The sequence below is a fragment of the Catenulispora sp. MAP12-49 genome, from assembly GCF_041262705.1.
GTDB lineage: Bacteria > Actinomycetota > Actinomycetes > Streptomycetales > Catenulisporaceae > Catenulispora.
In genome coordinates this window covers 321,072-334,144 of sequence record NZ_JBGCCP010000005.1, presented here as the reverse complement: position 1 = coordinate 334,144, position 13,073 = coordinate 321,072, and the positions used below count along the sequence as shown (strand labels likewise).

General features: G+C 71.5%; 13 protein-coding genes. 5 read left to right on the top strand and 8 right to left on the bottom strand.

What is annotated here, in order from left to right:
- Positions 1-51 precede the first annotated feature (51 nt).
- The gene (gene arfB, locus ABIA35_RS13865) at positions 52-489 is read right to left on the bottom strand and encodes an alternative ribosome rescue aminoacyl-tRNA hydrolase ArfB (protein WP_370337578.1); all 438 of its coding nucleotides are present in this window, start codon (positions 487-489) and stop codon (positions 52-54) included.
- A 123-nt stretch (positions 490-612) separates the two neighbouring features.
- Here arfB and ABIA35_RS13860 point away from each other — a divergent pair, with 123 nt between their 5' ends.
- Positions 613-2,544 (top strand): neutral/alkaline non-lysosomal ceramidase N-terminal domain-containing protein, encoded by a 1,932-nt coding sequence (locus tag ABIA35_RS13860; protein WP_370358171.1) that lies wholly within the window; start codon positions 613-615, stop codon positions 2,542-2,544.
- Between the two features lie 49 nt (positions 2,545-2,593).
- Here the strand turns inward: ABIA35_RS13860 and ABIA35_RS13855 are convergent, their stop codons facing one another.
- From ABIA35_RS13855 to ABIA35_RS13845, 3 genes are read right to left on the bottom strand one after another with little or no spacing between them, the layout of a single operon-like run.
- Positions 2,594-3,346, bottom strand: coding sequence for a hypothetical protein (locus ABIA35_RS13855; protein ID WP_370358131.1), 753 nt, complete (start codon positions 3,344-3,346; stop codon positions 2,594-2,596).
- Positions 3,343-4,200, bottom strand: a complete 858-nt coding sequence (locus ABIA35_RS13850) for an ABC transporter ATP-binding protein (RefSeq protein ID WP_370358130.1) — start codon at positions 4,198-4,200, stop codon at positions 3,343-3,345. Before ABIA35_RS13850 ends, ABIA35_RS13855 begins: the two co-directional genes overlap by 4 nt.
- Positions 4,197-4,556 carry a GntR family transcriptional regulator gene (locus ABIA35_RS13845; RefSeq protein WP_370358129.1) on the bottom strand — a complete coding sequence of 120 codons (360 nt, stop codon included), beginning with the start codon at positions 4,554-4,556 and terminating at the stop codon, positions 4,197-4,199. Before ABIA35_RS13845 ends, ABIA35_RS13850 begins: the two co-directional genes overlap by 4 nt.
- A 135-nt stretch (positions 4,557-4,691) precedes the next feature.
- On the opposite strand from ABIA35_RS13845, the gene ABIA35_RS13840 reads away from it, so the two are divergent.
- A complete protein-coding gene (locus ABIA35_RS13840; RefSeq protein WP_370358128.1) occupies positions 4,692-5,201 on the top strand; it encodes a sigma-70 family RNA polymerase sigma factor in 510 nt (169 codons plus the stop codon).
- A 210-nt stretch (positions 5,202-5,411) separates the two neighbouring features.
- Positions 5,412-5,561, top strand: a complete 150-nt coding sequence (locus ABIA35_RS13835; protein WP_370358127.1) for a hypothetical protein — start codon at positions 5,412-5,414, stop codon at positions 5,559-5,561.
- A 6-nt stretch (positions 5,562-5,567) separates the two neighbouring features.
- On the opposite strand, the gene ABIA35_RS13830 is transcribed toward ABIA35_RS13835, so the two are convergent.
- The 3 genes from ABIA35_RS13830 to ABIA35_RS13820 form a co-directional block, all read right to left on the bottom strand.
- On the bottom strand, positions 5,568-6,950 hold the full coding sequence (locus ABIA35_RS13830) for an L-serine ammonia-lyase (RefSeq protein ID WP_370358126.1): 1,383 nt from the start codon (positions 6,948-6,950) through the stop codon (positions 5,568-5,570).
- 154 nt (positions 6,951-7,104) lie between these two features.
- Complete coding sequence (locus ABIA35_RS13825; RefSeq protein WP_370358125.1) at positions 7,105-9,531, bottom strand: ABC transporter permease; 2,427 nt, start codon at positions 9,529-9,531, stop codon at positions 7,105-7,107.
- Positions 9,532-9,613: 82 nt separating this feature from the next.
- Positions 9,614-10,411 carry an ABC transporter ATP-binding protein gene (locus tag ABIA35_RS13820; protein ID WP_370358124.1) on the bottom strand — a complete coding sequence of 266 codons (798 nt, stop codon included), beginning with the start codon at positions 10,409-10,411 and terminating at the stop codon, positions 9,614-9,616.
- A 174-nt stretch (positions 10,412-10,585) separates the two neighbouring features.
- Here ABIA35_RS13820 and ABIA35_RS13815 point away from each other — a divergent pair, with 174 nt between their 5' ends.
- Positions 10,586-11,860: a sensor histidine kinase gene (locus ABIA35_RS13815; RefSeq protein ID WP_370336770.1), complete on the top strand. Its 1,275-nt coding sequence runs from the start codon at positions 10,586-10,588 to the stop codon at positions 11,858-11,860.
- 56 nt (positions 11,861-11,916) lie between these two features.
- Positions 11,917-12,636, top strand: coding sequence for a response regulator (locus ABIA35_RS13810; protein WP_370358170.1), 720 nt, complete (start codon positions 11,917-11,919; stop codon positions 12,634-12,636).
- Here the strand turns inward: ABIA35_RS13810 and ABIA35_RS13805 are convergent.
- Positions 12,600-13,013 (bottom strand): hypothetical protein, encoded by a 414-nt coding sequence (locus tag ABIA35_RS13805; protein ID WP_370336771.1) that lies wholly within the window; start codon positions 13,011-13,013, stop codon positions 12,600-12,602. The two genes, ABIA35_RS13810 and ABIA35_RS13805, sit on opposite strands and share 37 nt — an antisense overlap.
- Between the last annotated feature and the right edge of the window lie 60 nt (positions 13,014-13,073).

Sequence of the window (13,073 nt, the reverse complement as noted above, 5' to 3'; positions counted from 1 at the left end):
GCTGTGAGTGGTACCCGGCAGTCGGTTTGTCGGGTTGAAGGTCAGGAAGCCTCAGTAGTCATCGACGCGCCGCCGCAACTGCTTCGTCTGCCCGCGCCGCGTCTTGGTGTCCAACCGCCGCCGCGTGACACCGGCGGGCGTCTTCTTCTCCCGGCGCGGCGGGGGCGGCGGGGCGAGCGCCTCGGCGAGGACGTGCGCCAGCCGTTCGCGGGCCGCCTCGCGGTTCTGTAGCTGGGAGCGCTGCTCGCTCGCCGTCACCGTCAGGACGCCGTTCACCAGACGGCCGGCCAGGCGCTCGAAGGCGCGGGCCTTCAGCCAGTGCGGCAGGGCTGTGCTGGCGGTGAGGTCGAAGGAGAGTTCCGCGCGGCTGTCGGTGGTGTTCACGCCCTGGCCGCCGGGGCCGGCGGAGCGGGAGAAACGCCAGGTCAGCTCCGCTGCCGGGATGACGGCCTCGGCGCGGTTGCGGCCGGCGTGGCTGGACGCGGGCATGGCGTTGTAGCGGACCGTCAGGGGTCCGTTCACGCCGGTCGCGGTCTGGTCAGCCATGTCTTGATGGTCTCAGACCCCGGCGGTGCTTGACACCGGTTATCCGGTGCGCGTTACGTGATCGGCATGGGCTACCTGGCCGGGCGGGGCATCGCGGACATCACCGGGGAGATCGCCGAGTGCGGGCTGCTCGGCTACGGGCTGCCGGCGCAGCAGGCGGCCGGGCTGCACACGCGGTTGCGGGCGCGGGCCTTCGCGCTGGCCGACGGGGACCGCCGCGTGCTGCTCGTCGTCTGCGATCTGCCGCTGGTCTTCAGCAGCGTGACGCAGGCCGTGCTGCGGCGCCTGCCGGCCGTCTACACCGAGGCCAACGTCGTCATCACCGCCACGCACACGCACTGCGGTCCCGGCGGCTACTCGCACCACGCCGTCTACAACAGCACCACCGGCGGCTTCCGCCCGCAGACGTTCCAGGCGATCGTCGACGGCATCGTGGAGGCCGCGCGCCGGGCCATCGCCGATCTGCGGCCGGCGAAGCTGCGCCTGAACCACGGCGAGCTGCGCGACGCCAGCGTCAACCGCTCCCGCCGCGCCTTCGAGCGGAATCCGAGCGCCGACAAGGCGTTCTTCCCCGACGCCGTGGACCCGGCGACCACCCTGCTGACCCTGGAGCGCGACGGCGTCCCGGTCGGGCTGATCAGCTGGTTCGCGGTCCACGGCACGAGCATGACCAACCGGAACCGCCTGGTCAGCGCGGACAACAAGGGCTACGCCGCCTACCACTGGGAGCGCGCGATAACAGGGGTCGACTATCTCGCCGAGGACGCGCGGCCGGCCCTGGTCACCGCGTTCGCGCAGACCAACGCCGGCGACATGTCGCCGAACCTGGGCCTGCGCCCGGGCGGCGAGCCGGCCGGCGACGAGTTCGAGAACACCCGCGTCATCGGCACCCGGCAGTACGAGGCCGCGGCGAAACTGTTGGCGGACAAGGAGAACTCCGAACTCCTCGAGGGCGGCCTGGACCACCGGCTGATCCACGTCGACATGGCGCGGGTCGGAGTCGGCCCGCGCTTCACCGGCGACGGCGGCTGGCACCGGACCTCGCACGCCGTCCCCGGAGCCACGGCCTTCGCCGGGGCCCTCCCCGACGGTCCCACCGGCTGGTGGTTCGCCGACCCCGAGCGCAATCCGCTCCTGGACGCCGTCTCCCGCCTCGGGATCTACCGCATCGCGCGCCGGCTGCGCGACGCGCAGGCCCCGAAGACGCTGGCCGCCCCGATCAGCCTCCTGAACCGCTTCGTCCCCTTCGGGCAGGAGGTCCTGCCGATCCAGTTGCTGCGCATCGGATCGCTCTACCTGCTGTGCCTGCCCTTCGAGGTGACGATCGTCGCGGGCCTGCGCCTGCGGCGCACCGTCGCCGAGTCCGTCGGCGCGGATCTGGACCACGTCCTGGTGGCCGGTTACGCCAACGCCTACGGCCACTACGTGACCACCCCCGAGGAGTACGACGCCCAGATGTACGAGGGCGCCAGCACGCTGTTCGGACGCTGGCAGCTGGCGGCGCTGATCCGCTATGCCTCGCTGCTGGCCAAGGCGATGCACGACGGCCGGCCGGTCGCGCCCGGCCGGCCCGCCCCGGACCTGTCCCGCCGGCGACGCCGCCGGGCCGCTCCGCCGGCGCCCGACCGCCCGCTCCCGAACGCCGACATCGGCGAGGCGATGTCGTTCTCCTGGGACGGCCAGACCGTGGTCGCCGAGTTCGCCGGCGTCCACCCCGCGCACGACCCCCGGCGCGGCGGCACGTACTTCGAGGTGCAGCGCCGCGAAGGCCTGTACTGGCACCGCGTCGCCGACGACGGCGACTGGTCGACCCGGATGTACTGGACCCGCCGGCCCGCCCCGCGCCACAGCACGCTGTCCACGGTCCGCATCCAGTGGCAGGTGCCGCCGGAGACGCCACGAGGCCGGTACCGCCTCGTCTACCGAGGCGACACCGGCCGGGTGGCGTTCGAAGCACGCAGTCAGGAGTTCGACATCGGGGTCGTCGAAGAGCTCTGATCCCCTCCGGCCAGAGCTCCGGTCGCGGACCCGGACCCGGACACCGTCCCTACACCCGCGACCGCAGCATCAGCACGGCCCAGCCGGTACCGAACAGCACCACCAGTGCCAGCGGGTACAACGCGAAGTCGGCCAGCATCGGCTGCGTGGCGAAGAAGTGCCCGACGTGCCCCATCCCGTGCACCAGGAACAGCGCCGCCACCACCGCGGCGCTCAGGAAGGCCAGCGCCACGAAGCACACCCACAGCCCGAACTGCCCGAAGACCCGGAACACCGCGCCCAGGAAGGCGGTGATCGAGGTCAGCGCCATCATCGGGACGCCGTAGACCAGCGCCTGGGTGAAGTAGTCGTCCTGGTGGACGTGCGGCAGGTCCAGCAGCCGCATGTGGACGAACCAGCCGTCCGTGCCGATCTCGATCTTGTTCAGCAGCGCCAGCCCGAGCCCGGCGATCACCGTCTCGGCCAGGACCAGCAGGATGGTGGCCCGGATGAAGGCCCGGCGGGTGATGGACAGCGCGGCCGAGAACGGGAACAGCTGGGTCACCAACCACGGCTGGACTCCGACACCGGACAGGTAGAAGGCGCTCAGCGCGCCGGTGCTGCGGCTGTGGTAGGGCACCTGGTCGCCGATCACCGCGAACAGCGCCGTGCACAGGACGATCGCGATGGCGATGCTGAACCACGGGATCCCGAAGGTCGTGCCGGGCTTCAGCGTCTGGATGCGCAGCGCCTTGACGGTCTCGGTCGCCTTGATGCCCCGGGTCGGCTTGACGGTGTGGGCCGCCTCGATGGTCTCGGTCATGCCTGGTCCCCCTGGTTCGTCGTGAGGACGATCAGTTCCTGCAGCGACAGCGAGTCCACGCTCACGCCCTCGGCCGGCCGTTCCGGGCGCTCCAGCAGCGTCACCCGCAGCCGGCCCCCGAGCTCCTGGCGGTGCAGCACCGGGGTGCCGTCGGCGTAGGCGGCCACGGCCTCGGCCGGGCCGGTCACCGACACCGCACGGCCGCGCAGCCCGTCGGCGTCGGCGTCCATCAGCACCTTGCCGTGGTCGATCAGCACCACGTGCTCGATCAGGTCGGCGACCTCGTCGATGAGGTGCGTGGAGAGCACTATGGTGCGCGGGTGCTCGGAGAAGTCCTCCAACAGCCGGTCGTAGAAGACGTGCCGGGCCACCGCGTCCAGGCCCAGGTACGGCTCGTCGAACAGGGTCAGCGGGGCCCGCGAGGCCAGGCCGATGATGATGCCGACCGCGGAGAGCTGCCCGCGCGAGAGCTTCTTGATCTGCCGCTTGAGCGGCAGGTCGAAGTCCGCCACCAGCCGGTCGGCCAGGGCCTGGTCCCAGCCGGGGCAGGCGATCGCGGCGGCGGCGAAGGCCTCGCGCACCTTGAAGTTCTGCGGGTACTTCTGCGCCTCGCGGATGAAGCACACCCGCCCCAGCACCTCGGAGTTCTCCCGCGGCGGCTGCCCGAACACCTCGACCCGGCCGGAGGTCTGGAACTCCTGCCCGGTGAGGATGCGCATCAACGTGGTCTTGCCGGCGCCGTTGCGGCCCAGCAGCCCGTGGATGGTGTCCGGCGCCAGGTCCAGCCCGACCCCGTCCAGCGCGGTGTGCCCGCGGTAGCGCATCGTCAGGTTCTCCACGACCACGGCGCTCATCGTCGGTCCCCCCGCTTCTCGATCAGGCTCCGCACATCGGCCGAGCTGAGCCCGAGCCGCCGGGCCTCGGCCAGCAGCGGCTCCACGAAGTCCCGGGCGAAGGATTCCCGCCGCCGTTCCAACACGCGCTGGCGCGCGTCCCCCGCCACGAACATGCCGATCCCTCGCTTCTTGTAGAGGATCCCGTCGGATACCAGCTGATTGATGCCCTTGGCCGCGGTGGCCGGGTTGATCCGGTGGAACGCGGCGAGCTCGTTCGTCGACGGCGCCTGCGCGTCCGCGGCCAGCGAACCGTCCAGGATCGAGGCCTCGATCTGCTCGGCGATCTGCTGGAAGAGCGGGCGGCCCTCCTCCATCACCGGTCCCTTGGTTCATTACTCATGTAACTAACCATGCAAGCGGGTGGACTCCGGTGTCAAGCCGCGAGGCGAGGCGGCTCGGCGCACCCTTTCCGGCGAGGATGCAACCTTCCCGGCCCGCACGAGGTTCAGGTGCAGAGCGCGCTGGAGCGTGCCTATCGGCACTGGGACCGGGTCGCGGGGATGGAGGCGCCGGAGGCCTACGTGCGGCGGATCCTGGCCACCGACCACCATCGGCGCCGGGGCCGCGGGCCGGTCACGGTGTCGTTGGCGGACTACGACGTACCTGTCCGCGACGCCTCCCACGCGGTGGACGACCACGACGCCGTCATCAGGATGCTGAACGGCCTGCCGCCGCGGATGCGCGCGGTCCTGGTGCTCCGCTACTACGACGACATGACCGAGGCGCAGATCGCCGAGGCGTTGGGGATCTCGCTCGGCACGGTGAAATCCCAGGCGGCGCGCGGGCTGGCCAAGCTGCGCGAGTCGATGGCGGCACAGCAGATGACGGCACAGCAGACGGCGGCACAGCAGACGGCGGCACAGCAGACGGCGGCACAGCAGACGGCGGCACAGCAGACGGCGGCACAGAAGGAGGCGGCACAGCAGACGGCGGCACAGAAGGAGGAGCCGACAGCATGACAGAGATCGAAGACACCCTGTCGCGCGCTCTGGCCGCGGAGGCCGACCGCCACGAGCCGCCGGTCTTCAACGCCTACCGCATCGCCGAGGCGGCCACGGCCGGGCGGCGGTTCTGGCGGCATCCGCTGTTCTCCTTGGTGGCGGGGCGATTTCAGCTCCCGCTACGCGCGCAAGGCGACCGCGGTCCTGGTCGATGGCGCCGTCGCCGCCGTGCCGGCGTTCCCGGGCGCCCAGACCACCGGGCAGATCGGTTTCGCCGCCGGGAACGGGCGGCGGGCGGCCGACGTGCTCGGGGCGATCCTGTGTACCCAGGGCCCCGCCGACCTGGAAGGAGCCACCGTCACCGTCACCACAGGGTGAGGCGTGTCAGCACTCGATGACGTTCACCGCGAGCCCGCCGCGCGCCGTCTCCTTGTACTTCACCGACATGTCGCGGCCGGTGTCCTTCATGGTCTTGATGACCTTGTCCAGGGACACGTGGTGCCGGCCGTCGCCGCGCAGCGCCATCCGCGCGGCCGTGACGGCCTTCACCGCGGCCATGCCGTTGCGCTCGATGCACGGGATCTGCACCAGACCGCCGATCGGGTCGCAGGTCAGGCCCAGGTTGTGCTCCATGCCGATCTCGGCGGCGTTCTCCACCTGCTCCGGGGTGCCGCCCAGGACCTCGGCCAGGCCGGCGGCGGCCATCGAGCAGGCCGAGCCGACCTCGCCCTGGCAGCCGACCTCGGCGCCGGAGATGGAGGCGTTCTCCTTGAACAGCATGCCGACGGCGCCGGCGGCCAGCAGGAAGCGGACCACGCCGTCCTCGTCGGCGTCCGGCACGAAGTTGACGTAGTAGTGCAGCACTGCCGGGATGATGCCGGCGGCGCCGTTGGTGGGGGCGGTGACGACCCGGCCGCCGGCCGCGTTCTCCTCGTTCACCGCCATCGCCCACAGCGTGGCCCACTCGTTGGCGTGCATCTCGCGGTTGCCCTCGGTGCGCAGCGTCCGGGCCAGGCCCGGAGCGCGGCGGCGCACCTTGAGCCCGCCGGGCAGGATGCCCTCCGTGGCGATGCCGTTGCTGACGCACTCGCGCATCACGCGCCAGATCTCCAGCAGACCGGCGCGGACCTCGTTCTCGGTGCGCCAGGCCAGCTCGTTCTCCAGCATCAGGCCGCTGACGCTGATACCGGTCTGGCCGGCCAGGTCCAGGAGCTCGGCGCCGGTGCGGAAGGGGTACTTCAGGACGGTGTCGTCCAGGACCACGCGGTCGGCGCCGACGGCGTCCTCGTCGACCACGAATCCGCCGCCGACCGAGTAGTAGGTCTTGGTCATCAGCGGTTCGCCGTGCTCGTCGTAGGCGGACAGCTGCATTCCGTTGGCGTGGAAGGGCAGCGACTTGCGCCGGTGCAGGACAAGGTCGCGGTCCTGGCTGAAGGCGATCTCGGCGGCGGTGCCGTGCTCGGTGCCCAGCAGCCGCAGCCGGCCGGTGTCGCGGATCCGGGCCAGGTCCGTCTCCACGCCGCGCACGTCCACGGTCGCCGGGATCTGGCCCTCCAGACCGAGCAGCACCGCCTTCGGCGTGCCGTGGCCGTGGCCGGTGGCGCCGAGGGAGCCGAAGAGTTCGGCGCGAATTCGCGTCGCCTTCGCCAGCAGGTCCTCGTTGTCCAGCCGCTTGACGAACATCCGGGCCGCCCGCATCGGGCCGACGGTGTGGGAACTCGACGGGCCGATGCCGATCGAGAACAGGTCGAAAACGCTGACCGCCATGCTGGTCTGCCTCTCACGCCATTGTGTTGAGGGAGGGCTGTACTCACCGAACAGCCACGGCGGAATGCCGACCTTTCGAGGGTATCAACCCCGCCAGGTCGGCATTCCTTCGTGATTGCGTGGAAACGGTTTAGGTGACCGTCGTCACAGCGCGCTACTCGGTCCGCAGCGCCGTGGCCGTCCGCGATCGCGCCGCCCAACCGGCCGGCAGTATCGCGCCGAGCAGCGCGATGACGATCCCGCCGGCCAGCAGCGGGAGCAGCAGCCCCGCCGAGTAGGTGTTGGTCACGCTCGGCGGCAGGTGCATCCCGACCGCGTTCCCCATCGGGGTGATGGTCGCCCGTTCCAGCGCGGTGCCGATCGGGACCCCGATCAGCCCGGCGACCAGGCCGGTGAACGCCACCGAGGTGAGCACCATGGCCACGGTCTGCCGCGGCGTCATCCCGAGCGCCTTGAAGACGCCCAGCTCGTGGATCCGCTCGCGGGTGTCCTGGACCACCGTGTTCAGCACCCCGAGCGCCGCCACGGCCAGCAGCATCAACGACAGCATCGCCACCAGAGCGCTCATCGTCACCACGACGTCGGACTTCCCGCCGTTCTGCTGGTGGTCGACCGAGGCGTTGAGCGGCGTCAGCGCGGCCGTGGCCGAGGCGGCCCACTGCGGTCCGTCGACGTTCGGGGCCAGCTCCACGTTGAACTGGTCGATGTGCGGGGTCAGGCCGGCGGCGCTGAACGCGGCGCTGTCGACCAGGACGGCCCGGCCGCCCTGGTAGGCGTCGAAGGCGATGCCGACCACCTTCAGGGGCAGCGGCTTGCCCTCCTGCACGACGGTGACGGTGTCCCCGACGTGCAGCCCCATCGCGGTGGCCAGCCGGTCGCTGAGGACCGCCTCGCCGGGCCCGGAGTACCAGCGGCCGCCGATCAGCTCCAGCCCGGTCCAGGACATGTTCCCGGACACCGTGTCGACCTCGCTCGGGTCGCCGCTCGGCGCGCCGATGATGGTCGCGCCGCTGTCGCCCCAGCCGAAGGCGGCCTCGGTCCCCGGGACGCCGGCCAGCGCGGCGGACACCTTCGCGGCGTCCAGGTGCGGGGTGCGCGGATCGTTGGGGCCGTACTGTCCGCCGGTGATGTCGGGGTGATCGGCGTCGGACACGCCGGGCACCACGATCACCGACGCGTCGGCGAACCCGGCGCTGCGCTGGTCCTGGAACTTGCTGAACCCCGCCTCCAGCCCGAGCGCGAACGTCACGCTCACCGCGCCGAACAGCACCGCGGCGCCGACCAGCGCGGCCCGGGCCGGCCGGGCGAACGGCTGGGCCAGGCCCAGCGACATCGATCGGGGCAGCGGGAGACGGGAGGCCAGACGCTGGGCCGCGCGGCCGCGCTCGGCCTTCGGGGCGCGGCCCACGACCAGCGTCTGCACGGCCGGCAGCCGGCCGGCCCGCAACGCCGGGATGAGCGCGGTGACGCCGACGATCGCCAGCGTCCCCAACGGGACCAGGATGCTCACCCACAACGGCAGGCTGGCCCCGGCCGCGCCCAGATCCCGGCTGGTCCCGCTGAGTACCGGGACGGACAGCAGGTTGCCGAAGATCGTCCCGGCCACCACGCCGAACGCCGCCGGGATCATCGCCTGCGCGGCATAGGCCCGGGCTACCTGCGAGGGGGTGAAGCCGAGCGACTTCAGGATCCCGATGCGCCGGGTCGCCGACACCACCGCGCCGCTCACCACGATCGCGATGATCAGGACGGACAGGAACAGGCCGAGGACGCCGAAGACGACAAGGAACGGCACGAATGCCTTGGCGTTGCCGGTGGCCTGTTGTTCGGCGGTCAGGTACGACTGCGAGCCCTCGTACGAGCCGGCCGGCGCGGCGGCGGTGACCGCCTGCCGGTCGGCGGTCACCTGGGCGGTGGTTCCGGCCGAGGCGAAGCGGTAGAGCATCTGCGAGTCGGCGCGGGCCCCGGCGGCCGTGAGCCGCGCGAAGCCGTCGGTGGTGGTCCAGCCGGAGGCGGTGCCGGTCAGCGAGTTCGCGAAGCCGACGACGGTGAACGACGGCTTGCCGGGCAGCGAGCTGAACACGACGGACTTGCCGAGGCAGTCGTCGGGCCAGTTGTAGAGCACGATCTGGTTCGCGGTGGTGGGCCAGCTGCCCTGGTTCAGGACGATCTGGTCCAGCCCGGAGCCGCTGCTCAGGTTCGGCCGGGTCGAGATCGTCGCCGGGGGCGCCGAGGTGCCGGCGAAGGGCATGTCGGGCCCCATGGTCGCGGTGCAGTCGGTGCCGATCGTCGCGTCCAGCGAGGCGGTGATCGGGTAGGGGCCGCCGGCCTGGGTGACGCCGGCGGCGTGCGCGGTCGCGGCGATCTGCGCGGCGGTGGCCTTGGTGGTGTCGAACTGGACGGCCAGGTGCGCGCCGTCGCGGCTGGCGAAGGCGTGGTCGAAGGGCGCGGACACCGCACTGAGCAGGCCCAGCGAGAGCACGGAGGAGGTCACGGCGGCCAGCGTGGTCAGGGCCATGACGAAGGACTGGACCCGGCGCCGGCCGACGCCGGAGCGGACCACCTTGCCCAGGGCGCTCATCGGCTCGCCGCCAGCAGCAGGCGGGCCATGGCGTGGAACGCGGCCTCGAAGAGGCGGCGGGGGATCGGCGGTTTGCGCAGCGTCATCGGACCGCTCCCGACGGGCCGTTGGCCGCGTTCGCCGTGGTCGGAGAGCCGAAGGAGTCCCTTTGAGCAGCCTGCGATGCGTACCCCCGCGCCGCACCGTCGGCCACGCCCGGGTTCACCACGTCCCGCGCGACCGCGCCGTCCACCAGCTCGATCGTCCGGTGCGCGGTGGTCGCCGCCAGCTCCACGTCGTGGGTGACCAGCAGGATGGTCTGGCCCTCGCTGTTCAGGTCCAGCAGCAGCCGGCGCACGTCGGCGGCCGCGTGCGAGTCCAGGGCGCCGGTCGGTTCGTCGGCCAGCAGCAGCGCCGGCCGGTTCATCAGGGCCCTGGCCACCGCGACGCGCTGCCGCTGGCCGCCGGACAGCCGCTGCGGGTAGGCCTTGGCGTGCTTGTCGATGCCCAGGGAGCCGAGCAGCTCGCCGGCCCGGCGCCGGGCCTCGCCCTTGCCCATCCCGGCCAGCTGCGCCGGGATGAGGATGTTGTCCAGGACGGTCAGGTCGTCCAGCAGGTTGAAGAACTGGAAGATCATCCCGATCGAGCTCCGCCGGTACTTGGCGGAGCCGGCCTCGCCGAGCTGGTCCACGCGGGTGCCGTTGACCGTCACGCTCCCGCCGGTGGGCCGGTCCAGCCCGGCGATCAGGTTCAGCAGCGTGGACTTGCCGCTGCCGGAATGGCCCAGGACGGCCAGGCACTCGCCGGCCGCCACGGACAGGGTCACCCCGGCCAGGGCGGGCGGGCCGTCGTCGTACTTCTTCGTCGCGTCGCGCAGGTCGATCATGGGCGCATTCGTCATGGCCACGAACCTACGAACGGACCGTGATCGGCCGCGTCGGCCTGGGTCATGAAACCTGATACACCGCTGAGCCTATGCCGGGGCGCCGTCATCCTCGGGATGTATCCCGCAGGCTTAGGCCGGTAGACGGAGCGGATGATGTGCGGCGGCCTCGGTTCTTGCGACACTGGGCCGGTGAACAGGGACGACGAGGGTTGGGCTGGGCGGGCTCGGGGCGCGTGGAGCGCGTTGCGCCGCCGGACCGGGGCGACGCCTTCGCCCAGCCGCTGGGCCTGGGCGGCGGACTCCGCCCTGGCGCTGGCGATGATCGTCAGCACCCTGAACAGCGGCTACCACCACGCGGTCGTCAACCCGGACCAGCACGGCCCGTTCTACGCCATGAACCACCTGATCGACGTGGGACCGCGCGACACCTTCCTGGTGGTGATGACCGCGCTGCCGCTGGCCGTGCGCCGCCGCTTCCCGCTGGCCGCGTTCTGGGCCTGCGAGATCGCGGTGATGGCGCTGCACGCCAATGTCGCCGACGCCAACGAAACCGCGATCTTCACGTTCATGTCGATCCTGATCGCCGCCTACAGCGCCGCGATCTACAGCCCCTATCGCTCGGCGATGGTCTACAGCCTGGGTTTCGGCGCGATCACGCTCGCCGCCATGCGCGGCGGCCAGATCCCGAACGTCACCCGGGGCTTCGTGCCGTTCTTGTTCCTGATCCCGATCGTGTTGGGCGCCAACGCGATCGGGAACTGGCGGCAGCGCGTGCACGAGCTGGAGGAGGAACGCGAGTCCTCGATGCTGCGGGCCGTGGAGCAGGAACGCGCGCGGATCGCCGCCGAGCTGCACGACGTGGTCTCGCACAACGTGAGCGTGATGGTGGTGCAGGCCGGCGCGGCGCGCAAGGTCCTGGCCACCTCGCCGGACCTGGCACGCGAGGCGCTGCTGGCGGTGGAGGACAGCGGCCGCGCGGCGATGGCCGAACTGCGGCACGTGATGGGGCTGCTGACGATGACCTCGCAGGGCGGCGACCCGGCCGGCACCGCGGACCTCGCCCCGCAGCCCGGTCTGGAGCAGATCCCGGCGCTGGTGGAGCGGATCCGCAACGGCGGGGTGCGCGTGGACCTGGCGATAGAGGGCGAGGTGATAGCGCTTCCGTCGGGGCTGGACCTGGCGGCGTACCGGGTGGTGCAGGAAGGGCTGACCAACTCGGTGAAGCACGCGGTCGGCGCGCTGATCCGGGTGACACTGGACTACAGTCCGCAGCGGTTGAAGGTGGACGTCGTCGACAGCGGCGGCACCGCCTCCTCCTCGGCCACCACCGGCAACGGCCGCGGCCTGGCCGGGCTGCGCCAGCGGCTGGCGGTCTACGGTGGGACGCTGAGCGCCGGGCCGAGACTGACCGGGGGGTACATGGTGAGCGCAGTGATCCCGCTGAGGGAAGGGGTGGCGGCGTGAACGCGCTGCGCGTGGTGATCGCCGACGACCAGGTGCTGGTGCGCACCGGCTTCCGCATGATCCTGATGTCCGAGGGCATCGACGTGGTCGGCGAGGCGGCCAACGGGGACGAGGCGCTGCGGGTGGTGCGCCGGACGCGGCCCGACGTGGTGCTGATGGACATCCGGATGCCGGGGATGGACGGGCTTGAGGCGACGCGGCAGATCCTGGCCGAGGACATCGTCGTCGATCGGGGCGATCGGGGCGATCGGGCTGACCGGGCTGACCGGGCTGACCGAGGCGATCGGTTCGACCGGGGCGACTGGGCCGACGGCGACGTGGCTTCCCCCGACCGCCCGCGGATCATCATCCTGACGACCTTCGACCTGGACCAGTACGTCTACGCCGCGATCACCGCCGGCGCCAGCGGCTTCCTGCTGAAGGACGTCAGCCCCGAACACCTGGTCGCCGCTGTGAACATGGTGCGTGAAGGCGACGCGATGCTGGCCCCGGCGATCACCCGGCGCCTGGTCGAGCGCTTCGCGGTCCCGATGGTGAACCCCCGCATCGAGGCCCTGCACAAGGACCTCGCGACCCTCACCCCGCGCGAGCGCGAAGTCCTCGGCCTGCTCGGGCGCGGTCTGTCGAACGCGGAACTGGCGGCCCGCTTCCACCTGTCGGAGGCGACGGTGAAGACGCACGTCGCGCGCATCCTGGCGAAGCTGAACCTGCGCGACCGGGCCCAGGCCGTCGTGGTGGCCTACGAGACGGGGCTGATCAAACCCGGTGTGGCCTGATCAGTACTTCTACCCGATCGCTGCTTCACACAGGTCAGGTTGGCCGACTGGAACACGCACCCGCCGCCGGCATCCGCGGGAACGAAGCGCAGGTGCAGCACCGGCAGCGTCTCGCCGGTCTCCACGACGTGCGAGGACGCCACCGCGACCTCCTCGCCGGCGGCCGTGGCGGCGTTCGACTGAGCCTCGGACTCCTTGAGGGTGACGCCGTTGAGCCGCAGCTCTCCGATCCCGAACCCGCCCTCGCCGGCCGCGACACCGATGATCTTGTAGTCCACCAGGTAGCTGCTGCCCGGTTCGAGGATCAGCTCCTTGGCCAGATACAGGTCGCCGTGGTCCACCTGGGCGAGAAACTCCACAACCTCTGCTCCTGGCACGGGCGCTCCTTCCATCGCGGTTCGGCTCCCTGCTGCCCTGCCGATCCTGCGACAAACGGT

What these genes read in the sequence shown, in the direction of transcription:
- ABIA35_RS13810 (WP_370358170.1), top strand. Translation starts at nt 11,917, where the DNA reads ATGATCCTGATGTCCGAGGGCATCGACGTGGTCGGCGAGGCGGCCAAC.
- ABIA35_RS13855 (WP_370358131.1), bottom strand. Translation starts at nt 3,346, where the DNA reads ATGACCGAGACCATCGAGGCGGCCCACACCGTCAAGCCGACCCGGGGC.
- ABIA35_RS13830 (WP_370358126.1), bottom strand. Translation starts at nt 6,950, where the DNA reads ATGGCGGTCAGCGTTTTCGACCTGTTCTCGATCGGCATCGGCCCGTCG.
- ABIA35_RS13850 (WP_370358130.1), bottom strand. Translation starts at nt 4,200, where the DNA reads ATGAGCGCCGTGGTCGTGGAGAACCTGACGATGCGCTACCGCGGGCAC.
- arfB (WP_370337578.1), bottom strand. Translation starts at nt 489, where the DNA reads ATGCCCGCGTCCAGCCACGCCGGCCGCAACCGCGCCGAGGCCGTCATC.
- ABIA35_RS13825 (WP_370358125.1), bottom strand. Translation starts at nt 9,531, where the DNA reads ATGAGCGCCCTGGGCAAGGTGGTCCGCTCCGGCGTCGGCCGGCGCCGG.
- ABIA35_RS13845 (WP_370358129.1), bottom strand. Translation starts at nt 4,556, where the DNA reads ATGGAGGAGGGCCGCCCGCTCTTCCAGCAGATCGCCGAGCAGATCGAG.
- ABIA35_RS13820 (WP_370358124.1), bottom strand. Translation starts at nt 10,411, where the DNA reads ATGACGAATGCGCCCATGATCGACCTGCGCGACGCGACGAAGAAGTAC.
- ABIA35_RS13860 (WP_370358171.1), top strand. Translation starts at nt 613, where the DNA reads ATGGGCTACCTGGCCGGGCGGGGCATCGCGGACATCACCGGGGAGATC.